Source organism: Nocardia sp. CA-151230, assembly GCF_050942175.1.
In the GTDB taxonomy this organism is placed as follows: Bacteria; Actinomycetota; Actinomycetes; order Mycobacteriales; family Mycobacteriaceae; genus Nocardia.
Window position 1 is genome coordinate 63,748 of record NZ_CP192061.1, and the last position, 19,738, is coordinate 83,485.

General features: G+C 68.8%; 21 protein-coding genes. 10 read left to right on the forward strand and 11 right to left on the reverse strand.

Annotated elements, in window-relative coordinates:
• Window positions 1–2 precede the first annotated feature (2 nt).
• Entirely contained in the window at window positions 3–2,267 is a 2,265-nt protein-coding gene (locus ACQP1O_RS00280) for a serine/threonine-protein kinase (protein ID WP_433563943.1), read from the forward strand.
• Here ACQP1O_RS00280 and ACQP1O_RS00285 read toward each other — a convergent pair whose 3' ends face one another.
• The 6 genes from ACQP1O_RS00285 to ACQP1O_RS00310 all read right to left on the reverse strand — a co-directional run bounded on the left by ACQP1O_RS00285 (window position 2,268) and on the right by ACQP1O_RS00310 (window position 6,173).
• Window positions 2,268–2,729 (reverse strand): SRPBCC family protein, encoded by a 462-nt coding sequence (locus ACQP1O_RS00285; protein WP_433563944.1) that lies wholly within the window; start codon window positions 2,727–2,729, stop codon window positions 2,268–2,270.
• 96 nt (window positions 2,730–2,825) lie between these two features.
• On the reverse strand, window positions 2,826–3,794 hold the full coding sequence (locus ACQP1O_RS00290; protein WP_433563945.1) for a copper resistance D family protein: 969 nt from the start codon (window positions 3,792–3,794) through the stop codon (window positions 2,826–2,828).
• Window positions 3,791–4,327, reverse strand: a complete 537-nt coding sequence (locus ACQP1O_RS00295; RefSeq protein WP_433563946.1) for a copper resistance CopC family protein — start codon at window positions 4,325–4,327, stop codon at window positions 3,791–3,793. The genes ACQP1O_RS00290 and ACQP1O_RS00295 overlap by 4 nt, the downstream gene beginning before the upstream one ends.
• Window positions 4,324–4,977, reverse strand: a complete 654-nt coding sequence (locus ACQP1O_RS00300) for a YcnI family copper-binding membrane protein (RefSeq protein ID WP_433563947.1) — start codon at window positions 4,975–4,977, stop codon at window positions 4,324–4,326. The genes ACQP1O_RS00295 and ACQP1O_RS00300 overlap by 4 nt, the downstream gene beginning before the upstream one ends.
• Window positions 4,978–5,026: 49 nt before the next feature.
• Window positions 5,027–5,527: a hypothetical protein gene (locus ACQP1O_RS00305; protein WP_433563948.1), complete on the reverse strand. Its 501-nt coding sequence runs from the start codon at window positions 5,525–5,527 to the stop codon at window positions 5,027–5,029.
• Between the two features lie 7 nt (window positions 5,528–5,534).
• Window positions 5,535–6,173: a DUF6474 family protein gene (locus ACQP1O_RS00310; RefSeq protein WP_433563949.1), complete on the reverse strand. Its 639-nt coding sequence runs from the start codon at window positions 6,171–6,173 to the stop codon at window positions 5,535–5,537.
• Window positions 6,174–6,350: 177 nt separating this feature from the next.
• Here ACQP1O_RS00310 and ACQP1O_RS00315 point away from each other — a divergent pair, with 177 nt between their 5' ends.
• The 3 genes from ACQP1O_RS00315 to ACQP1O_RS00325 all read left to right on the forward strand — a co-directional run bounded on the left by ACQP1O_RS00315 (window position 6,351) and on the right by ACQP1O_RS00325 (window position 10,467).
• The gene (locus tag ACQP1O_RS00315) at window positions 6,351–8,000 is read left to right on the forward strand and encodes a TM0106 family RecB-like putative nuclease (protein ID WP_433563950.1); all 1,650 of its coding nucleotides are present in this window, start codon (window positions 6,351–6,353) and stop codon (window positions 7,998–8,000) included.
• Entirely contained in the window at window positions 7,997–9,952 is a 1,956-nt protein-coding gene (gene htpG, locus ACQP1O_RS00320; protein WP_433563951.1) for a molecular chaperone HtpG, read from the forward strand. Before ACQP1O_RS00315 ends, htpG begins: the two co-directional genes overlap by 4 nt.
• Window positions 9,953–10,266: 314 nt before the next feature.
• Window positions 10,267–10,467, forward strand: coding sequence for a cold-shock protein (locus tag ACQP1O_RS00325; protein ID WP_033085228.1), 201 nt, complete (start codon window positions 10,267–10,269; stop codon window positions 10,465–10,467).
• Window positions 10,468–10,615: 148 nt separating this feature from the next.
• Here ACQP1O_RS00325 and ACQP1O_RS00330 read toward each other — a convergent pair whose 3' ends face one another.
• The gene (locus ACQP1O_RS00330; RefSeq protein ID WP_433563952.1) at window positions 10,616–11,383 is read right to left on the reverse strand and encodes an SDR family NAD(P)-dependent oxidoreductase; all 768 of its coding nucleotides are present in this window, start codon (window positions 11,381–11,383) and stop codon (window positions 10,616–10,618) included.
• Window positions 11,384–11,526: 143 nt separating this feature from the next.
• Here ACQP1O_RS00330 and ACQP1O_RS00335 point away from each other — a divergent pair, with 143 nt between their 5' ends.
• Both ACQP1O_RS00335 and ACQP1O_RS00340 read left to right on the forward strand, forming a co-directional pair.
• Complete coding sequence (locus tag ACQP1O_RS00335) at window positions 11,527–12,435, forward strand: SDR family NAD(P)-dependent oxidoreductase (RefSeq protein ID WP_433563953.1); 909 nt, start codon at window positions 11,527–11,529, stop codon at window positions 12,433–12,435.
• 28 nt (window positions 12,436–12,463) lie between these two features.
• Window positions 12,464–13,108 (forward strand): TetR/AcrR family transcriptional regulator, encoded by a 645-nt coding sequence (locus ACQP1O_RS00340; RefSeq protein WP_433563954.1) that lies wholly within the window; start codon window positions 12,464–12,466, stop codon window positions 13,106–13,108.
• On the opposite strand, the gene ACQP1O_RS00345 is transcribed toward ACQP1O_RS00340, so the two are convergent.
• The 3 genes from ACQP1O_RS00345 to ACQP1O_RS00355 all read right to left on the reverse strand — a co-directional run bounded on the left by ACQP1O_RS00345 (window position 13,049) and on the right by ACQP1O_RS00355 (window position 15,429).
• Entirely contained in the window at window positions 13,049–13,798 is a 750-nt protein-coding gene (locus ACQP1O_RS00345; protein ID WP_433563955.1) for a TMEM165/GDT1 family protein, read from the reverse strand. The genes ACQP1O_RS00340 and ACQP1O_RS00345 overlap by 60 nt on opposite strands.
• Window positions 13,799–14,091: 293 nt before the next feature.
• On the reverse strand, window positions 14,092–14,613 hold the full coding sequence (locus ACQP1O_RS00350; RefSeq protein WP_433563956.1) for a peptidase: 522 nt from the start codon (window positions 14,611–14,613) through the stop codon (window positions 14,092–14,094).
• 192 nt (window positions 14,614–14,805) lie between these two features.
• Entirely contained in the window at window positions 14,806–15,429 is a 624-nt protein-coding gene (locus ACQP1O_RS00355) for a superoxide dismutase (RefSeq protein ID WP_433563957.1), read from the reverse strand.
• A gap of 195 nt (window positions 15,430–15,624) precedes the next feature.
• Here ACQP1O_RS00355 and msrA point away from each other — a divergent pair, with 195 nt between their 5' ends.
• Window positions 15,625–16,305 carry a peptide-methionine (S)-S-oxide reductase MsrA gene (msrA, locus tag ACQP1O_RS00360; RefSeq protein WP_433563958.1) on the forward strand — a complete coding sequence of 227 codons (681 nt, stop codon included), beginning with the start codon at window positions 15,625–15,627 and terminating at the stop codon, window positions 16,303–16,305.
• A gap of 97 nt (window positions 16,306–16,402) precedes the next feature.
• On the opposite strand, the gene ACQP1O_RS00365 is transcribed toward msrA, so the two are convergent.
• Window positions 16,403–17,014 (reverse strand): hypothetical protein, encoded by a 612-nt coding sequence (locus ACQP1O_RS00365; protein WP_433563959.1) that lies wholly within the window; start codon window positions 17,012–17,014, stop codon window positions 16,403–16,405.
• Window positions 17,015–17,325: 311 nt separating this feature from the next.
• Here ACQP1O_RS00365 and ACQP1O_RS00370 point away from each other — a divergent pair, with 311 nt between their 5' ends.
• From ACQP1O_RS00370 to ACQP1O_RS00380, 3 genes are read left to right on the forward strand one after another with little or no spacing between them, the layout of a single operon-like run.
• Window positions 17,326–17,697: a rhodanese-like domain-containing protein gene (locus tag ACQP1O_RS00370; protein ID WP_433563960.1), complete on the forward strand. Its 372-nt coding sequence runs from the start codon at window positions 17,326–17,328 to the stop codon at window positions 17,695–17,697.
• An 18-nt stretch (window positions 17,698–17,715) separates the two neighbouring features.
• Window positions 17,716–18,813 (forward strand): DUF4328 domain-containing protein, encoded by a 1,098-nt coding sequence (locus tag ACQP1O_RS00375; protein WP_433563961.1) that lies wholly within the window; start codon window positions 17,716–17,718, stop codon window positions 18,811–18,813.
• Window positions 18,810–19,577 carry a glycerophosphodiester phosphodiesterase gene (locus ACQP1O_RS00380; protein WP_433563962.1) on the forward strand — a complete coding sequence of 256 codons (768 nt, stop codon included), beginning with the start codon at window positions 18,810–18,812 and terminating at the stop codon, window positions 19,575–19,577. Before ACQP1O_RS00375 ends, ACQP1O_RS00380 begins: the two co-directional genes overlap by 4 nt.
• The last annotated feature ends 161 nt before the right edge of the window (window positions 19,578–19,738 follow it).

A 19,738-nucleotide genomic window follows, 5' to 3' on the forward strand; every position in this document is an offset into this window, starting at 1 on the left:
GCATGAACGTAGAACAGGCGATCGACTCGGGTGCCGTCGACGAGACCCGCTCCTTGCTTGCGTCCGTGCTCTCCGGATTCCAGGCCGCCTGGGAGGCGGCCGCGGCGCCGCCCCGCCTGGCCGAATTCCTGCCGCGCACGCCGCGACTGCGCCGCCTGGTGCTGATCGAACTGATCAAGGTTGATCTGGAATACCGCTGGATCCGCTACGACTTCCCCAAGCGCCTGGCCGACTACCGGGCCGAGTTCGACGAATTGCGTTCCGGTCCACTGCCGCCCGATCTGGCCTACGAGGAGTTCCACGCGCTGCGGCGCTCCGAGTTCCACGGGAACGGTCGCTCCGAGCTCCACGGGAATGGTCACGGTCCGGCGGTGGATGGCGGCTGCCATCCGACCGAGGCCGCCGCCGCCGAATGGGCCGAGCACGACTACCGCAGCACCCTGATCGCCCGGCCCCAGGCCCAGCACGCCCTGGAGGGCATCGAGGTCGGCGATCGGCTGGACGATTTCGATCTGCTGGTGGAACTGGGCAGCGGCGCCTTCGCCCGGGTCTTCCTGGCCCGGCAGCGGTCCATGCAGCGGCTGGTGGCGGTCAAGGTCTCGCAGAACCACGGCACCGAATCCGAGACCCTGGCGCGGCTGGATCACGAGCACATCGTGCGGGTCTTCGACCAGCGGCTGCTCGGCGACCGGGAGCTGAAACTGCTGTACATGCAGTATCTTCCGGGCGGCACGCTATCGAAGGTGCTGGCACTGGTACGCTCTCGCGAGCCGGCGGATCGGGACGGCAGGCTGCTGCTGGAGGCGGTCGACGCGGCCATGCGGGATCGGGGCGGCCTGGTGCCCGGCGAATCATCCACGCGCGCAGCGATGCCGGAGCGCAGCTGGCCGGAAACCGTTGCCTGGCTGGGCAGCCGATTGGCGCGCGCACTCGACCACGCGGCCCGGAACGGGGTGCTGCACCGCGATATCAAGCCCGCCAATGTGCTGCTCACCGCCGATGGCAGCCCGAAACTGGCGGATTTCAATATCAGTTTCAGCCTGCATGTGGCGGGGACCAGCCCGCTGGCCTACTTCGGCGGTTCGCTGGCGTACATGTCGCCCGAGCAGCTGGCGGCCTGCCACCCGCAGCTGCCCGAGACCGCCGCGGATCTGGACGGCCGCAGCGACATCTACGCGCTGGGGGTGGTGCTGTGGGAGCTGCTCACCGGCCGCCGCCCCTTCGACGACGAAACCCGCGCGGGCGATTCGGAATCCTCGCTCGAGCGCATGCTCAGGCTGCGCCGCCACGAGATCGAGCCCGGCCGCCTCGACGACCTGCCGCCGGACTGCCCGGCCACGCTGCGGCGGGTGCTGCTGAAATGCCTGGCCCCCGATCGCGAGGATCGCTGGGCCACGGGTGCGGCACTGGCCCAGCAGCTGGACCTGTGCCTGGATCAGCGGGCCCGGGATCTGGTGGATCCGCCGGCGAGCAGCTGGCGGTCCCGGGTCGGCCCGTGGTCGCTGGTCGCGCTGATCACGGCGGCGAGCATGTTCGGTGACGGGCTCGGCATCGCCTACGCGAACCTGCACAATCATCCGCTGTTCCAGCTCTGGTTCTCGCCGGGGGAGCAGGCACGGCTGCGGTTGGTCGGCAATCTGCTGTTCCTGCTCACCACGCCGTCCGCCATCGTGCTCACCAATTATCTGTGCCGCCGGGCGTTCATCGTGTGGCGCGGACTGCGGCGGGGCCGGACCTACGATCCGGAGACCCTGGCCCGGGCGCGGCGCGACACCCTGATCGACGGCGACCGGGTGGCGCTGCTGTCCTTCGGCTGGTGGGTGCTGTCGGCCGCGCTGACGGCCATCGCGCTGGTCCTGTACACCGGCCTGCCGCCGGGGCGGATTGTGAATCTGGTTGCGACGATGCTGGTTTCGGGTGCGATCGCGGTCGCGTACCCATTCTTCGTGGTGACGTTCTTCGTGGTGCGCTGCTTCTATCCGCGGCTGCTCACCCACGGTGAGACGGCGCGGGATCACGATGCCCTGCGCGCCCTGAGCCGTCGCTGCACCCGGTATCTCGCGGTGGCGGTGGCGATTCCGTTGATCGGAGTGATCGCGAGTCTGACGTTCCTGACCGCCGAAGAGGTTTCGCTGGAGCTGATCTCCATCTACGCGCTGTGCGCGGTGGGTGTCCTCGGGTTCCTCGGCGACTACTGGCTGTTCCGCCGGACCGAGGCCGATCTGCGGGCCTTCGCGGGGGTCGGCGGCTCTGGCGACCCCGGGTGACTAGGCGGACGTGCGGGCGGTGTGGAACGCGGCGACCTGGGTGACCAGATTGTGGGTGGAGCTCTTCACGGCGAGCTTCACGAACGGCTCGATGGTCTTGCCGAGGATCTTGCCCGCGAAGCCGCCGGGGACCCGGTAGTCGACGATGGCGTCGATGGTGCAGGATTCCTCGCCCTTGTCGTGGAAGAGGAAGGTGGATTCGATCTCGAAGCCCTTGATGGACTTCACCGCGATGGCGTAGCCGGGCTCGTGCCGGACGATCTTGATGGTGGAGTGCAGGGTGATCGGGCCCAGCTGGATGGTGCCGTCGAAGGTGGCGTCCACGCCTTCGACCTGGTCGGTCAGCGGGGTGAAGGCGCTGATCTCATTGATGAACTTCGGCAGGTGCCGGTAATCGTTGACGTAGGCGAAGGCCGATTCGGCCGAGGCGGCGCAGTCCGCGACGATCTTGACTTCGGTCATGGGCGCAACTGTAACGTGTTCTAGTTTTCCCTGCAGGTCTTGTGATGCATGCCATCTATGAACCGGCCCACCCGAATTCGAGAACCGCGGACCACCTCACGCGGTGACGGCCAGCGTACCGGCCAGCCCGAACACTAGCGCCATCACCAGCACTTCGGCAATCGCGCGCCGCAGCGAGCCGTCCGCGGTCATGCGGTGATCGGCGACCTTCGGCACCCAGCCGCGCCGCCACCACCAGCCCAGTGCGAGCAGCACCGCCAGCAGCACCGTCTTCGCCAGCAGGATCCGCCCGTACCCGCTGGTGACCAGCGGGCTCACCCCGCCGATCCGCACCAGCCCGTTGATCACCCCGGTCACCGTCACCGTCACCACCAGCGGCAGCGCCCACGTCGAGTACCGCGGCAGCAGCACCGCCCACTCGCCCCGGGTGCGCACGGTCAGCGCCAGCGCCAGCAGCAGGCCGAACCAGGCGCCGGCCGCCAGCGCGTGCAGCGCCGCCAGCACGGAACCGAGCGGCTGCTGCGACATGTGCCCGGTGATCGGCCGCAATGCCAGCGTGACGGCGGTGAACACCAGCACCAGATCGCCGGTGGCCCGGTCGGGCCGCCGGAATCCGAAGGCGCTGTAGATCGCCACCGTGCCGCTGCCGATGAGCAGCGCGATCCCGATCTGCCCGCCGCTCACGTGCGCGAGGTAGTCGCCGAACTGGGCGGCGCTCAGCTGCCGCGCCGTAATGCCCTGCACCTCCGCGGCTTCCAGCGCGAGCATGGCGAATTCCATTGCCGCCCAGAGCGCGGCGAGCACGGCGAGCGGCCGCCACTGCGGTGTCAGCCGGTCCGAGAGCCGCGGCAGCGCGGCCAGGCCCAGCACCGTCGCCCCCGCGCAGTCGGCGAGGACCCGGACCGGGGCCTCGGCCTGCACGGGGTCGGTGGCGGCCAACGCCCAGGCCAGGGCCGCGCCGGCCAGGGCGATCGGGATGACCAGCGCCAGCAGCCATCTCGGTGAGCTGCTACCGCCGTTCGTCCCGCGCTCCCGGCGACGATCGGTGCGGTCGGGCCGATTCACCTGCGCTGCTTGCCCCGTCCGCCGAACAGGGCGAAGGCCAGGCCGCCGCCGAACAGCACCACCGCGCCCACGATGAAGATCCACAGCGGCACACCGCCGCCGTCGGAACCGCCGGACTTGGCATTGGCGTCGGACCTGGGTCCGGGAGTTCCATTGCCCGCCTTGGTCAAGGTGAACGTCCGCTTGCCGCTGACGGGGTGCCCGTCCGCGGACGTGACCCGGTAGGCGATGGTGTATTCGCCGACCGGTCCCAGTTCACCGACCTCGATGCTGATTGTCGGCCCGTCCACCTTCGGCTGCCCCTTGGACCACAGGTTGTGGTCCGGCCCGGTGACCGTCATGGACGGGTAGGCGGGCTGCAGGTTCTCGTTGAAGGTGATGCTCACCGTCGCCGGGGAGGTGTCGATCGACGACCCGTTCTCCGGGCTCGACGAGACCGGCGACGAGTGCGCGCTGGCGACACCGCCGCCCAGCAGCGCGAATCCGGTGACCAGCAGCCCGGTGATCAGACCGGCCAGCAGCTTGCGGCTCATGACCGGCGTCCCCGCAGGACGCTGCCGAGGCCGAGGGCCGCACCCAGCGCGCCCAGAGCCAGGCCCGCGCCGCCGAGCCAGCGAGCGGTGTTGTCGGTGCCCTTGTCGCTCTTGTCGGAGTCGGCCGCGGCGGGAGCATCATCATCTCCGCCATTGCTCTTGGCCAGGGTGAGGCTGGGCGCGGGGTGGTCGGGCTCGCTGCCGTCGGCGTTCATCGGCTGGTTCCACTCGACGACCTTGCCGTCGCTGTAGGTCTGGGTGGCGTTGAAGCTCACCTTCTCCTGCTTGGGCAGCGGGCCCACTGAGAGGGGGAAGCGCTGGAACTGGCCGGGGGCCACGCCTGGGTTGCCCGGGTTAGCGGTCCAGGTGACCGAAACGATGTCGCCCTGGGCGTTCTTTTCGACGCTCGAGGTCCAGCCCGCGATCGGCTCGGTGCGCGCGCTCTTCAGGTTCGGCAGCGCCACGGAAACCTTGGTGGTGGAAGCGGTGTCGGACTCGTCCGGAACCCGGAAGGTGGCAACGGTGTAACCGCCCTGGCTGGCGCCGGGGGCGTCCACGACCACGTGCGCGGCGGCGATGCCCGCGCCGGACAGCAGCAGGCCGGCGGCGGCCACCGACGTGAAGAGGGTGCGCGAAACGGAGGTGTTCATGAATGTATTGCCTTCTCTGACAATGGTTACGGGTAGGTAGGAACCGGGGTTACGCCGTAACCGGTGGCGCGCGTGGACCGCTGGCGCCCAGTGCGAGAAGGGTTTTCGGGGCCGGAATCGATCCGGGGCGGCGCGAATGCGCAACCTGGGCCGGAAGTCCGCCGGGCCGGGTGAGGATCACCCGGACGGCGCGCGAGATCACCCCGTAGAGCCGCTCGGCGACCAGGATCAGGATCGCGCAGCCGACCGCCGCCACCGCGTGTGCCAGCAGCATCGGCCCGTGCGCGGTGAATTCCATTGCCCCGGCGGCATGCCCGTGCTGCACGAGGCCGCTGAGGGCGAGGTGGCAGACGGGCTGGCCGGCCACCATGAGGATCGGCAGCGCGGCGGGGGGCCGCAGCGCTGCCGCGAGCGCGCCGATGACGGCCGCCGCCAGCATCAGCAGCATGAGCCCGGAGGAGCCGGGGTAGCCGCCGCCCGCGAACCCGTGCGCGCCGACCGCCAGGGCCGCCATGGCGACGCCTGCCAGTCCACCGCGCATCGGGCTCATGGGTGTCTCAGCTCACGCCGAGGCGGGCGAGCACGTCGGCCTCGATGCCGGAGAGCTCGTTGGAGATGGACGCGTGCACGGCGCGGCGGCGCGGCACCGGCATCTGGGCGGCGGTGCGCACGGCCGCGGACAGGCTGTCGAGCCGATCGCGGCTGGCGGTCACGAACTTCTTGGTCTCGGTGTCGGAGCTCTTGGTCTCGATCTCCGACAGCGTGGACTCCGCGCCCGCGATGCGCGCCTGCAGCTTCGCGCCCGGGCCGGAGAACTCGCTCAGCTGATCGAGCCCGATGCCCAGCTGCTGGGCGCGGCGGGTGTCGAGCTGCCCGCGCACGAAGGTCGCGCCGCGGTAGGCGAGCGGCGCCAGCACCGGCACCAGCACCCGGGCCACGCCCAGGTACTTGCGGATCGAGGCCGCGCTGAACGGATCCCGTTCGGCCCGGGCGGCGACCTTCTGCGCGGCCTTCTCCTCGGCCTGCAGCTTGGCGATCTCCGCCTTGGCGACCTGCTTCTGCGTGCGCGCTTCCGCTCGGTTCTTCTTGCGCTCGTTGCGCGCGCCGAGCCTGGCCTCCAGACCGGCCTTGTGTTTGAGGGCCTTCGCCTCGGCCCGACGGCTGACCCGCTTCTTGCGCTTGCCGAACAACCCCATTGATGGCCTCCGTCATGCTGGTTCGCCATGGCAGCACAGGGCCGGGGGAAATGCCTGTCCGCCCATGAAACACAGTTTGCGAATCACCCTAACGGGTGGGTTCGCCGCGCAGCGAGCGCCTTGGGGTTTCAGTGCCGGTTCGTAGGAATGTCAGGGGTTGAGGCCATACTGACTGACGTGTATTCGGGCATCGGTGACCATGGTGAGCGTGCGGCATTCCTGGATGCGCGTGCGCTGATCGGCTGTCGGCACCGGCTGCATCTGGATGCGAGTTATCCGGGCATGTTGACCGGGGTCGCCGAGGACGCGGGCGTGCAGCAGCGACGAGAAGCCGCTGCGGCGCACCGATCTCATGTGCGGGACACGCTGGTCGCCGCGGCGCCCGGCAGCTGGACGGTCATCGATCCGAAGCAGCCCGCGCCGCAGCGGGCCGCGGCCACCATGGCCGCCATGGCGGCGGGGGCGGACCGGATCTGGGGCGGGCTGCTGCCGCAGGAGCCCGACACCGGCCGCCGCGGCGGCTGCGAAATCCTGTGGCGCGACAGCGATCGCGGCGGATACATCCCGGTCATCGTGGTGAACCACAAGGTGACCGATCCGCGGCAGCCGGACCCGGCCGACCACCACCCGACGACCAGCGATCTGTACCAGTGGAATCCGCAGCCGGACCGGCACGTCCGCACCCGGCCGCAACCGCGGGACCTGCAGCGCCTCGCCCACCTCTACCGCATGTTGCAGCGGCACGGGCTGGCCAGTCCCGCCCTGGTCGGCGGCGCGATCGGCTATCACTTCGACCGCGTCCTGGTCCACGACCTGGGCCCCGTCCTGGCCGATTACGACATCCGCTACGCGGACCGCATCGCGGTGGTGCGCGGCGAACTCCCCACCGTCCCTTCGAAAGTCCCCGAGTGCCGCCAGTGCCCCTGGTGGAGCCGGTCGCCCGAGGAGGGCGGGCGCAGCTGTGAGCAGTGGCTGTCCGAGCACCGCGATGTGAGCCTGGTGGCGCCGGGCTCGCGCGCGGAGCTGCTGCGCCGCCACGGCGTCGAGACCATCGACGATCTGGCGTCCTGGAGCGGCGACGATCCCGACGACTGGCAGTACGAGCCGTTCACCGAGGCCGTGGTCACCGCCCGCGCCTGGGCCACCGGCGCGCCCCTGGTCCGCCGGGTCGACCGGGTGCGGGTCACCCGCGCCGACGTCGAGGTGGATGTGGACCTGGAGAGCTTCCAGGAGCACGGCGCCTACCTGTGGGGCACCCTGCTGGACGGCGTGTACCGGCCGTTCGTCACCTGGGACCCGCTGCCCACCGAGGACGAGGGCCGCTCCTTCGCCGAGTTCTGGACCTGGCTCATGGAGGTGCGCGCCCAGGCCGCCGCCGACGGCAAATCCTTTGCCGCCTACTGCTATTCGCGCACCGCCGAGGACAAGTGGCTCTACGAGTCGGCCCGCCGCTTCGCCGGCCGTCCGGGCATCCCCACCGAGCGGGAGGTGCAGCGGTTCGTGGACGGCCCGCAGTGGGTGGACATGTTCCAGGCCGTGTCCGAGCAGTTCATCTGCCCGAACGGCAAGGGGCTCAAGAAGATCGCGCCGGTCGCGGGCTTCCACTGGCGCGACGCCGAGGCCGGGGGAGAGGCGTCGATGGCCTGGTATCGCCTGGCCGTCGCGTACGAGGGCGGCGAGCCGGACCTGTCCCAGCGCACCCGCATCCTGGAATACAACGAGGACGACGTGCAGGCCACCAAGGTGCTGCGGGACTGGATGACCGACCGGGCCGACGCCGAGGTTCCGGCCATCGCCGACTTCAGCCGACGTAGTATCGCGTCGTGACCGAACACGTCGAACACCTGGAGTTTCAGGCCGAGACCCATCAGCTGCTGGAGCTGATGATCCACTCGGTGTATTCGAACAAGGACACCTTTCTGCGGGAGCTGGTCTCCAATGCCTCCGACGCGCTGGACAAGCTGCGCCTGGAGACCTTCCGCGACAAGGACCTGCACGCCGACACCTCCGACCTGCACATCGAGCTCGAGGTCGATCGCGACAACCGCGTACTGACCGTCCGCGACAATGGCATCGGCATGTCCCGCGCCGAGGTCGTGGACCTGATCGGCACCCTCGCCAAGTCCGGCACCGCGCAGCTGCGCAAGCAGCTGCTGGAGGCCAAGGCCGGTGACCAGCAGGCCGAGGAGCTGATCGGCCAGTTCGGCATCGGCTTCTACTCGACCTTCATGGTGGCCGACAAGGTCACCCTGACCACCCGCAAGGCGGGCGAGAACACCGGCACCCGTTGGGAATCCGCGGCGGGCAGCTCCACCTACTCGATCGAGGAACTGGACGACGCCCCGCAGGGCACCACGGTGTCGCTGCATCTGAAGCCGGCCGACGAGGACGATCACCTCTTCGACTACACGCAGGAGTGGAAGCTCCGCGAGATCGTCAAGAAGTACTCGGATTTCATCGCCTGGCCCATCCGGATGGATGTCGAGCGCACCGTGCTCGACGGCGAGGGCGAGGACAAGACCGAGAAGACCCTGGTCGAGACCCAGACCCTGAACTCCCAGAAAGCGTTGTGGACCCGCCCGCGCAGCGAGGTCTCCGACGAGGAGTACACGGAGTTCTACAAGCACGTCGCGCACGCCTGGGACGATCCGCTCGAGATCATCCCGATGCGGGCCGAGGGCACCTTCGAATACCAAGCGCTGCTGTTCATTCCCTCGCACGCGCCGTTCGATCTGTTCACCCGCGAGCACAAACGCGGCGTGCAGCTCTATGTGCGCCGGGTGTTCATCATGGACAACTGCGAAGAGCTGATGCCGGAGTATCTGCGCTTCGTCAAGGGCGTGGTGGACGCGCAGGACCTGTCGCTCAATGTGTCCCGCGAGATTCTGCAGCAGGACCGGCAGATCCAGATGATCCGCAAGCGCCTGGTGAAGAAGGTGCTGTCCACGGTCAAGGACCTGAAGAACGCCGAGGACCAGGCCAAATACCAGGACTTCTGGCGTGAGTTCGGCCGGGTGCTCAAGGAGGGCCTGCTCTCCGACCATGACAACCGCGAAACCATCCTGGGCGTCTCGTCTTTCGCGTCCACGCATTCGGACAGCGAGCTGACGTCGCTGGCGCAGTACGTCGAGCGCATGCCGGAGACCCAGTCGGCCATCTACTACATGACCGGCGAGACCCGCCAGCAGATCGAGAACTCCCCGCACATGGAGGCCTTCCAGGCCAAGGGCCTCGAGGTGCTGGTGCTGACCGATCCGGTCGACGAGATGTGGGTCGGCTCGGTCACCGAGTTCGAGGGCAAGCCCATCGTCTCCATCGCCAAGGGCGAGGTCGATCTGGAGACCGAGGACGAGAAGAAGGCCTCCGAGCAGCTGCGCGAGCAGCAGGAGAAGGACTTCGCCGACATTCTCGGCTGGCTGCAGCAGACGCTGGAGGCGGACGTGAAGGAGGTGCGCCTGACCAGCCGGCTCACCACCTCCCCGGCCTGCATCGTGGGTGATGTGTTCGATTTCACCCCGATGCTGGAGCGCATGTACCGCGCCTCCGGACAGGAGCTGCCGCACAGCAAGCGCATCCTCGAGCTGAATCCGGCGCATCCGCTGGTCACGGGTCTGCGGGAGGCGTACGCGGCGGCGTCCGGTGCGGACGAGAAGCCGGTGGAGCTCACCGAGACCGCCGAATTGCTGTACGGCACCGCGGTTCTCGCCGAGGGCGGCGAGCTGAAGGATCCCGCGCACTTCGCCCGCATCCTCGCCGATCGCCTCACCCGCACGCTCTGAGGGTCGCTCGAGAATCGGGCTCCTGCGGTGTTCCGCAGGAGCCCGACCTATAGCAAGCGGGAATTGGTCATGCCCTGTTTATCGCTGGTGTGACGATCCACATCTCCCGGTGATTTCGGGAACTAGCCGCGGACGCGTACGTTGTACGTCTTGGTCGTAAGTTTTTCGTGTTCGTGTTCAACATGCTCGCGCGGAACAGTGTGCGGGCGTCGCTTCACCTTGCCAGGCAAGTTGCAAGCCGCCTTCTGATCGACCCCGGGTACCGCGGCCGCGGTACCCACGCAATAAAAGAAACACCTCGTCAGGAGAAGGTAATGGTTCAGGGCACCGTCAAGTGGTTCAACGCGGAGAAGGGCTACGGCTTCATCGCCCGCGAAGACGGCCCCGACGTTTTCGTCCACTACTCGGAGATCGAGGGCAACGGCTACCGTCAGCTCGAGGAGGGCCAGGCGGTCTCCTTCGAGATCACCGAGGGCAAGAAGGGCCCCCAGGCCGCGGCCGTCCGCCCGCACTAAGGGGGCTGCGGGCTGACCCCGCAACTCACTGAGTCGTGAATTGGCAAGGCCCGCACCGGAATCCGGTGCGGGCCTTGTTGCTGTCCGGGGACAGGGCCCCGAAATTCCCTGATGGGGGGTTCGGGGGCGAAGCCCCCGAGACCCAGCGTCAGCGCGGCGCCATGCGCAGCGCGCCATCCATGCGGATGGTCTCGCCGTTCAGGTAGTCGTGCTCGGTGATGTACTGCGCGAGCTGCGCGTACTCGTCCGGGCGGCCCAGGCGGGACGGGAACGGCACGCCCGACTCGAGGCCCTTGCGGTACTCCTCGGTGACACCGGCCAGCATCGGGGTGTCGATGATGCCGGGGGCGATGGTGTTGACGCGGATGCCGAACTGCGCCAGGTCACGCGCGGCCGGAACGGTCATGCCGGCGACGCCGCCCTTGGAGGCGGAGTAGGCGATCTGCCCGATCTGGCCCTCGAAGGCCGCGACCGAGGCGGTGTTGATGATCACGCCGCGCGAGCCGTACTCGTCGACCGGGTCGGTCTTGGCGATGGCGTCGGCGGCCAGGCGCATCACGTTGAAGGAGCCGAGCAGGTTCACGGTGATCACCGTGCGGAACAGCTCCAGGTCGTGCGGGCCGTTCTTGGACAGGATGCGTCCCGCCCAGCCGACACCGGCGCAGTTGACGACAATACGCAGCGGCACACCGGATTCCACGACCGTGGCGACCGCGGCGGCCACCTCGTCACCGCTGGTGACGTCGGTCGGGATGAGGGTGACACCGGCGGGGACGTTGTCGCCCGCCCGCTCGATGGACTGAGCCAGATCCAGGCCGAACACGGTCGCGCCCGCGTCGGCGAAGCGCTTGGCGGTGGCGGCGCCCAGCCCGGACGCACCTCCGGTGACAATGGCGGCGGAGCCCGAAATCTCCACGGTGATTGGTCCTCTCGACTGTGGACGGCCCTCTCACTGGCCCTCCGTCAATAGGCACCATAGCCCGGCTGTGCGCACGCTTACGCAAGAGGCTCGCAAGATTTGCGAACACGGGTGTTCGTATAAGTGGTAGTTTCGCAGATATGAACGTCAGCACGGCCCGTCCTCGCCGTGGATTCCGCCGTCCGGCCCGGCGAGTGGCCGGCAAACGCATTCTGATCACCGGCGCGGCCCGTGGCATCGGGGCCGCCCTGGCCCGCCAGCTGCACGTGCACGGGGCGCACGTGGCCCTGCTCGGCATCGAGGAGTCACTGCTGGCCCAGGTCGCGGCCGAATGCGGGGACGCGCCCTGGCGCTACTGCGACGTCGGTGACCCCGCGCAGGTGGAGCGGGTCGTCAACTCCCTCACCGCCGAACTGGGCGGCCTGGACGCGGTGGTGTGCAATGCCGGGATCGCCCGGCAACTGTCCCTGCTCGACGGCGACCCCAGCGTGCTCGAGGAGACCCTCACGGTCAATGTGCTCGGCTCCTACTACACGCTGCGCGCCGCCGGACCCCACCTCGCGCACCCCGACGGCTACGTCCTGCTCATCTCCTCGCTCGCCGCGGCCATCCACCTACCCCTGGCCGGCGCCTACAGCGCCTCCAAGGCCGCGGTCGAGGCGCTCGGCGACACCCTGCGGATCGAATTGCGCCACACCGGCGCCCGGGTCGGCATGGCCTACTTCGCCGAACTCGACACCGAGATGACCAGCCGCGGTTTCGGCACCGAGGCCGCGCGCAGCATTCTGGGCCGCTCCACCGTCTCCGGCATCGCCCCCCTGGGCCCGGCCATCGACGCCTGTGAACGCGCCCTGGCCCGCCGCTCCCGTCGCATCGTCTCGCCCTACTGGGTGAGCATGGTGCTGTGGTGTCGTCCACTCACCCAGCGCCTGGTGGACTATTCACTACGCGGGGGCGTGGCCGGCGGACTCGAGATCGCCCGCACCGAACCGGCGGATTTCACCACCGATCAACCGGCCCGCCCCCGCAGAATGAGAAAGCTCGCCTGAATCGCTCGAGGCCAACGGAGTTCTGCACATGCCCGAATCGGCAACCCGCCAACTGCCCCGCGGCCGGCACGGCCTGCCCCGCGAAACCGTGGTGGCCGCCCAGCGCGACCGCATCCTGCTCGCCCTGGCCGAGGCGATGGCCGAGAACGGTTATGTCGGAACGCCGGTGGCCGCGGTGATCAAGCGGGCGGGCGTCTCCCGCGAGACCTTCTACGAGCAATTCCGTTCCAAGGAGGACTGTTTCGAGGCCGCCTACGAGCGCGCCGCGGAACTCATGCTGACCGGAATGCTGGCCGCCACCGGCACGGAATTCGACGGCGAGACCCGCACCGAGCGCATCGAACGCTTGCTGGGTGCGTACCTGGACGCGCTCGCGGGCCAACCAGCTTATGCCCGTTTGTTTCTCGTCGAGGTCTACGCCGTCGGCCCCGAGGCCATCGCGCGCCGCAGCCAGCTGCAGGAGACCTTCGTCGCCATGGTCGCCGATGTGCTCGACGCGGACACCGAGGAGCAGCGCTTCGCCTGCCAGACCCTGGTCGCGGCCCTGAGCGCCATGGTCACCGCCCGCATCGCGGTGGGTGACCTGGACGGGCTGCGAGAGTTGCGGGAGCCGCTACTGGACCTCGTGCGGCGCAGCGGGGACCTGTTCGGCAATACCGTGCTCGGTGACTGAGCTCGCCGGGACGACGGTCTCGGCACGGCGGTGCAGCAGCCACAGCGCGCCGCCGGCGAGCGCCGGCAGGGCCAGCGACAGCACCGCGCCGGCCGGGGTGCCCAGGCCGTGGGCGAAGGCCTCCAGCAGGGTCAGCGCACCGAAGTAGAGGAACAGCAGGCCCGAGCAGCCGGCGATGAACCGCTCCGGAATGTGCTTGCCGACGGTCACGCCGATCAGGATGGCGAGCGCGCCCGCGGCGACCATGCCCGCGACCGACCCGATCCAGACCGCGACCCAGCCGTTCTTGGTGGCCAGGGCCATGGTGGCGAACATGGTGCGGTCACCGAGCTCGGCCAGCAGGAAGGCCGACAGCACCACCAGGAACGCCGAGCGCGACTTCGGCTGCGGCGCGATCTCCGCCTCGTCCTCGCCGGAGTTCGACGGCAGCGTCTCGCGCAGGGTCCACAGGCCGACCGCGATGAGAGTGGCTGCGGCACACAGGGAAATGACTCCGGTCGGCAGCGCCGCGCCCAGGAAGTGGCCGACACCGACGGCGATCAGATTCACCAGCACGCTCGCGACGGTGATGCCCGACAGCACCACCCACCAGTGGTAGCGCAGCGCGAAGGTCAGAGCCATGAGTTGCGATTTATCGCCCAGTTCGGCGAGGAACAACACGCCGAAACTCAGCAATATCGTGGCGATCATGAAGGTCAGCTCCCAGGTCTCCGGCCTGTCGGCTGAAATGCGGGGCGCTTCAGCCGACACCGCACCGGTCAATCGGTTTGGTTCTCGTCGGCCGAAGGTCTCGCCCACCGGAGAAAATCCGGTTCACGCGCCGGATCCGGGAGGATCAGTATGTCGACGGCGTGATTGGGGGCTACTCCCCTTCGCTCGGCCGCAATGCTACTCCGGCAAACCGGGCGCGGGCAAATGGCCGTTACCCAAATCGCAATGCGCACAATAAGTTTGGCGATGCTGCCGGAAGGTTTCGGTTACCCTTACGCGGCCAGCAGCATGGCCAGAACCGCAGTGTCGGGATCACTGATCGGATCCACCCCCACCCGCGAAACCATCGAGGTCACCGTGCCGTCGGTGTCGGTCTCCACCCAGGCCGCCCGATGTTCGAGTCCCAGATGCGGCAGCCCCGGCAGCAGCAGGCACCCCGAGGCCGCGCCCGTGCACTCGGGCAGCGAGGGCCGCGTCTCGCGCGGTGGATGCAACATGATCAGCGCCGGTGGCACATGCCCGGCAAACATGCCTGGCTGCAGCCCTTCCGTCCCCAGCACCGTGCCCTCGGCGATCACCAGCCCCACCATCGCGGGATCCGGGTCCTCCGGCAGTTCCTCACGCGCCCCGAACACCGTCGACGTGGGCAACAACCCCGGCAGACTGGCCACCCGCACCGCGAGCACCAGCAATTGCGCCCATTCCTTGGTGGAGTCCGGCCAGCGTCCGGAGATCACGAAACCCTGCAGCGAACCATGCGCATGGAACGGCATGACGCCGACCTGACCATTCATGATGTGCCTCCCGAACCTCCCGGGGGCGACTGTGCCCGGTGTTGCTGTTGGGAACACCAGGTTGTACCCGAACAGAACTGGCACACAAGTACCAAAGAGTGCTAGCACCCGGACCCCGCAAATGCGAAAGGCCCGCGAACCGATGCGGTTCGCGGGCCTCAGGCGTACGAGCGGGCCGGAGCCCGACGGGCATCAGCCGAAGATCAGACCCTTGCCCTGGTTGACCGCCTTGGAGTAGCGGTCCTGAATCTCGGCCCAGTTCACGACGTTCCAGAACGCCTTCACGTAGTCGGCCTTGACGTTCTTGTACTGCAGGTAGAAGGCGTGCTCCCACATGTCCAGGCCGAGCAGCGGGATGATGCCGAGCGGCACGTTGCCCTGCTGGTCGGTCAGCTGGAAGGTGAGCAGCTTGTTGCCCAGGGTGTCGTAGCCCAGCCAGGCCCAGCCGGAGCCCTGCAGGCCGTTGGCGGCCGCCGAGAACTGCGCGACGAACTTGTCGAAGGAACCGAACTCCTCGTCGATGGCCGAGGCCAGGTCACCGACCGGCTTGTCGCCGCCGTCCTGGGACAGGCTCTTCCACCAGATGGAGTGGTTGACGTGGCCGCCGAGGTGGAACGCGAGGTTCTTCTCGTTCAGGAAGATTGCGGCGTGGTCGTCCTTGGCGCGTGCCTCCTCCAGCTTCTCGAGGGCCGCGTTGACACCCGCGACGTAGGCCGCGTGGTGCTTGGTGTGGTGGATCTCGTTGATCTGCCCGGAGATGAAGGGCTCCAGGGCGCTGTAGTCGTAATCGAGGTCTGGCAGCGTGTAAACAGCCACGATGTCCCTTTCCGTGTCGGGGCCGTGTGCCCTCGGCAGCTGCCGAGGCGCACCCAACCATCATTCGTACACCCGCTCGTCTCCAACCGGGCTGCGCGCCCCCACATTCCACCCGATGTATATCTTTCCCAACCTTTGGAATTCGCCTGAACGCAACATCGTTGCCGGTCGTGCCCGGTCCCGTAGCATCGAGTCATGTCGTGGTACGACGAGTTCGTCGGGCGTGTGCGACTACCGGAACCGATCATGGTGACTGCCGGGCAAGCGTTGCCCGGCCGCTTGGAGCCGCTGGTCGTGCCGGACAAGCACTATGTCAGCGGACATTCCCTCAAACCTCCGTTTCCGGCGGGCACGCAGCTCGCGGTGGTGGCCATGGGTTGCTTCTGGGGTGCGGAGCAGGGCTATTGGGAGCTGGACGGCGTGTACAGCACCGCCGTCGGCTACGCGGGCGGATTCACCCCGAACCCCACCTACGAAGAGGCGTGTTCCGGCCGGACCGGGCACACCGAAGCGGTGCTGGTGGCCTTCGACCCGCAGGTGATCGATTACGCCGCGATCCTGAAGCAGTTCTGGGAGAACCACGATCCGACGCAGGGCATGCGGCAGGGCAATGACCGTGGCACCCAATACCGTTCGGCGATCTACACTTTCGATGACCACCAGCGCGAGGTGGCCGAGGCGACCAGGGCCGGCTATCAGGAACGGCTGACGGCGGCCGGATTCGGCGAGATCACCACCGAGATCGCCGCGCTGCCGGACCTTTCCGCCTTCTTCTACGCCGAGGGCTATCACCAGCAGTACCTGGCCAAGAACCCCGGCGGCTACTGCCCGGACCACGGCACGGGCGTCAGCTGCGCGATCGGGCTTGGCGCGTAAGCACTTCGGCGGATCATCGCGTAGGCACGTCGGCGGACCGCATCGAAAGGGGTTCCGGGACTTGGTCCCCGAACCCCTCGTGCGTGGCCGCCGCTCTCTACAGCGGTGGGACGACATCCGGTCGCATGGTGCGCGGGTCGCCCGCGTCGTGCGCCCGCCACCAGCGGACGCCGCCGGCGATGAAGTCCGGCAACGGGATCGGGTTGCCCTGCTTGTCGGTGACCTCCGCGCCCACGAACCAGACGCGGACGTCGAGTTCACGCGGGTCGACGCCCTCCTCCTGGGAGAACTCCATCATGTGGGCGCTGGGCGTGTCGCTCAGCGTGGTGTCGAAGCTCAGCAGTTTGCGCCACTGGTTCCAGGAGCTGTCGGAGATGTCGAGGAAGTCCCAGCCGTGCAGCGCGCCGCCGCCGAAGCTCTGAACGGCGTCGTGCAGGCCGTCGAGGGTGAGCGGGAGCACAACGGGCTCGAGGTCGTCCCAGCGCTGGCGGCGTAGCGAGGCGGCGACCCGGCTGACCCCGGTGAGGGTCAGATAGATATCGCAGTCCGCCGGTGGGGGACCGTCCTCGGGCAGGGTCAGCACGTCGAGTTCCAGCCGTAGCGTGGCGCGCGGCGTGTCGACCTCGATGCCGAGGCATGTCGCCTCCGACAGCGCGCGGTTGAGTCCGTTGATGTCCAGGCCGTCGAGTAGCCCCCTGCTCACAGTCATAGCGCCAGGCTACCGATCTTGCCTGGCCGGGCCCAGGATTTCCGTTTTTCGGTAGTGTTGTCGTTCTTTTCGAGGGCGCGAGGAACCGTGCGCTCACCTGCGGCGTCAGACTGGATGGGGCCTTCCGGGACAGGGGCCCGAGGTCGGCCGCTCCGGAACGGGGAGGGGACTTCCGGAACGGCCGACCGGGACGAATCGGTCGTCTGTCAACCTGTGGATCAGGTTGTGGATTATGTGGATAACTCCCGAAACCGACCCTGCGCAGGTACGGAACTCCACAGCCCTCGCGCCCGCGTGGCAGGATCGAAACCGTGACGAACCCCCACGTGCCCACGGTGCCGATCGACGCGGTTCCCGCGGAATTCGACGCCGCCGACGGCTGGGGTTCGACCGCGCCCGCTCCCGCCCAGCTCCTCGACGTCCGTGAGGTCGACGAATGGCAGCTCGGCCGCGCGCCCGGCGCCATCCACATCCCCATGACCGACGTGCCCGCGCGGCTCGACGAACTCGACATCGACGCCGAGATCTACGTGATCTGCCGGCAGGGCGGCCGGTCCGTACCGGTGGTGGAGTACCTGAACCAGATCGGCTACGAGGCCGTCATGGTCTCGGGTGGCATGGTGGCCTGGCAGCAGATCGGCAGGCCGCTCACCGGTGACGGCCCCGAGACGAAGATCTACTAGGCGCGGAGAGGTGGAGCGATGAACGGGGGACAGGTGGGCCGATCGCGATCCGCCGTCGTACAGCCGTGCGCCCGCTGTGGCGCGCGCTGGGCGGTACAGGGCAAGCCGCTGCACTGGTGCCCGCGCTGCCACGGTGTCCTGCTCTCGCCCGCACCGGTGGACGCGCCCGCCGAGCGGCGCAACTATCGCTGGGTGGCCCGCCCGCCCGGCCGCAGAACCCATGGCGCACAGCCGGTCCGGCGTCCGGGTCCGCTGCAGACGCCGCGATATCACCGGATTCCGCAGTGGGGCCTGCAGGATCGGCCCCCGGTGGCGGTCGCCGCGCCGCATCGCCCGCTGGCCGCGCTGAGTGACCGCATCACCGGGCTGCTGCCGGCCACCGCCGGCGTGTTCGTGTTCTCCGCCCTGGCCGAACTGGGCCGGTACGGCGTGTTGCTGCGCAACCGCACCCGCCTCATCCCGCCCTGGCTGCTCTGGATTTCCGATGCGGCCGTGACGGTTTCCGCGGTGGTGGCCCTGGCGCTGGCGCTGGTGTCGGCGGTGGCGCTGGTCGGCTGGCTCACCGACACGCGCCGCGCCGCGTACGCGAGTGCGGGCGAGTCGGATCCGCGGTCGCTGCGCGCCCTGGTGCTGGGCTGCGTGGTGCCGATCGTGAATCTGGTGTGGCCGGGTATCTTCCTGACCGAGGCGGCTCGGCTGCGGTCGGCCGGCGGCGCGGATCCGCGGCTGCTGCGGGCGGTCCGGATCTGGTGGGCGGCTTGGCTTCTCAATGCGGTGCTGGTGCTGGTGGCGATCCTGTACCGGTTCGCGTCCTCACTGCAGGTGCAGGCCGACGGTGTGCTGGTGAGCATGTGGGCCGATCTGGTCGCGGCCGGTGTCGCGGTGGCCTCGCTCGGGCTGGTGCACGCCTTCGCGGGCCTGGATCTGCGGGGCCGCCCGAAGGCGCTGCGGCGCTGGGTGATCGCCACCGGGCCCGCGCGGCCTGTGATCGAGCCCGTGCGACGCGCGCCCGCCGCCGTGGTCGGGAATGATGCAGTGGTCGGGGATGATGCAGCTTCCGGGGCTGACGCAGAGTCGTCTCCGGACGCGGAGCAACAGGAGGTAGTGGCGAAGTGAGCCGGGCCAGTCGTGCGCCGTTCGTGGTCGCGCACCGGGGGGCGTCGGCGGCGCGACCCGAACACACCCTCGCCGCCTACGATCTCGCCCTGCAGGAGGGCGCCGACGGCGTCGAATGCGATATCCGCCTGACCCGCGACGGGCACCTGGTCTGCGTGCACGACCGCACCGTGGACCGCACCTCGAACGGATCGGGCGCGGTCAGCGAGATGACCCTGGAGGAGCTGAAGGCCCTGAACTTCGGCACGGCGGAGGAACCGGAGGGCGTGCTCACGCTGTCCGAGCTGATCGAGCTGGTGCTGGACTGGAAGAGCCGTCCCACCAAGCTTTTCATCGAGACCAAACACCCGGTCCGCTATGGAGCGCTGGTGGAGACCACGCTGCTGACCGAGCTCACCCGCTACGGCATCGGCGCGCCCGCCTCGGCGGATCACTCACGCGCGGTGGTCATGTCGTTCGCCGCGACCGCGGTCTGGCGGATCCGCCGTGCGGCCCCGCTGCTCCCGACCGTCCTGCTGGGCGAATCCTCCCTGTACCTGTCCGGCGGCGCCGCCCACACCGTCGGCGCGACCGCCATCGGCCCGTCCGTGCGCACCCTGCGCGAGCATCCGGACCTGGTCGACAAGGCCGCCGCCGCGGGCCGCGCCACCTACGTCTGGACCTGCGACGATCCCGAGGACGTGCAGCTCTGCGCCGACCTCGGCGTGGACTGGGTCGCCACCAACCACCCCGCCCGCACCAAGGCCGTTCTCACCAGCGCCTGAACGCCGCATCGCGGTTCACCCGACCTCGAGCTATCGCAGTCCGCGCCAACCATTTTGGATCGGAAATCCCAGGTGGTTCGCGGCGCGTCTCGTTCTGGACCGACGGAGCGGGGGAGCGGAGGAGGGAAGAACGAGACTTTCAGCGCCGCGAACCCGCCCGG

Bases quoted from the DNA above. Each gene is read 5' to 3' on its own strand.
- ACQP1O_RS00375 (WP_433563961.1), top strand. From the start codon at position 17,716: ATGAACGGGGGACAGGTGGGCCGATCGCGATCCGCCGTCGTACAGCCG.
- ACQP1O_RS00335 (WP_433563953.1), top strand. From the start codon at position 11,527: ATGAACGTCAGCACGGCCCGTCCTCGCCGTGGATTCCGCCGTCCGGCC.
- ACQP1O_RS00285 (WP_433563944.1), bottom strand. From the start codon at position 2,729: ATGACCGAAGTCAAGATCGTCGCGGACTGCGCCGCCTCGGCCGAATCG.
- ACQP1O_RS00365 (WP_433563959.1), bottom strand. From the start codon at position 17,014: ATGACTGTGAGCAGGGGGCTACTCGACGGCCTGGACATCAACGGACTC.
- ACQP1O_RS00300 (WP_433563947.1), bottom strand. From the start codon at position 4,977: ATGAACACCTCCGTTTCGCGCACCCTCTTCACGTCGGTGGCCGCCGCC.
- ACQP1O_RS00350 (WP_433563956.1), bottom strand. From the start codon at position 14,613: ATGAATGGTCAGGTCGGCGTCATGCCGTTCCATGCGCATGGTTCGCTG.
- ACQP1O_RS00310 (WP_433563949.1), bottom strand. From the start codon at position 6,173: ATGGGGTTGTTCGGCAAGCGCAAGAAGCGGGTCAGCCGTCGGGCCGAG.
- msrA (WP_433563958.1), top strand. From the start codon at position 15,625: ATGTCGTGGTACGACGAGTTCGTCGGGCGTGTGCGACTACCGGAACCG.
- ACQP1O_RS00295 (WP_433563946.1), bottom strand. From the start codon at position 4,327: ATGAGCCGCAAGCTGCTGGCCGGTCTGATCACCGGGCTGCTGGTCACC.
- ACQP1O_RS00305 (WP_433563948.1), bottom strand. From the start codon at position 5,527: ATGAGCCCGATGCGCGGTGGACTGGCAGGCGTCGCCATGGCGGCCCTG.
- ACQP1O_RS00345 (WP_433563955.1), bottom strand. From the start codon at position 13,798: ATGATCGCCACGATATTGCTGAGTTTCGGCGTGTTGTTCCTCGCCGAA.
- ACQP1O_RS00325 (WP_033085228.1), top strand. From the start codon at position 10,267: ATGGTTCAGGGCACCGTCAAGTGGTTCAACGCGGAGAAGGGCTACGGC.
- ACQP1O_RS00280 (WP_433563943.1), top strand. From the start codon at position 3: ATGAACGTAGAACAGGCGATCGACTCGGGTGCCGTCGACGAGACCCGC.
- ACQP1O_RS00340 (WP_433563954.1), top strand. From the start codon at position 12,464: ATGCCCGAATCGGCAACCCGCCAACTGCCCCGCGGCCGGCACGGCCTG.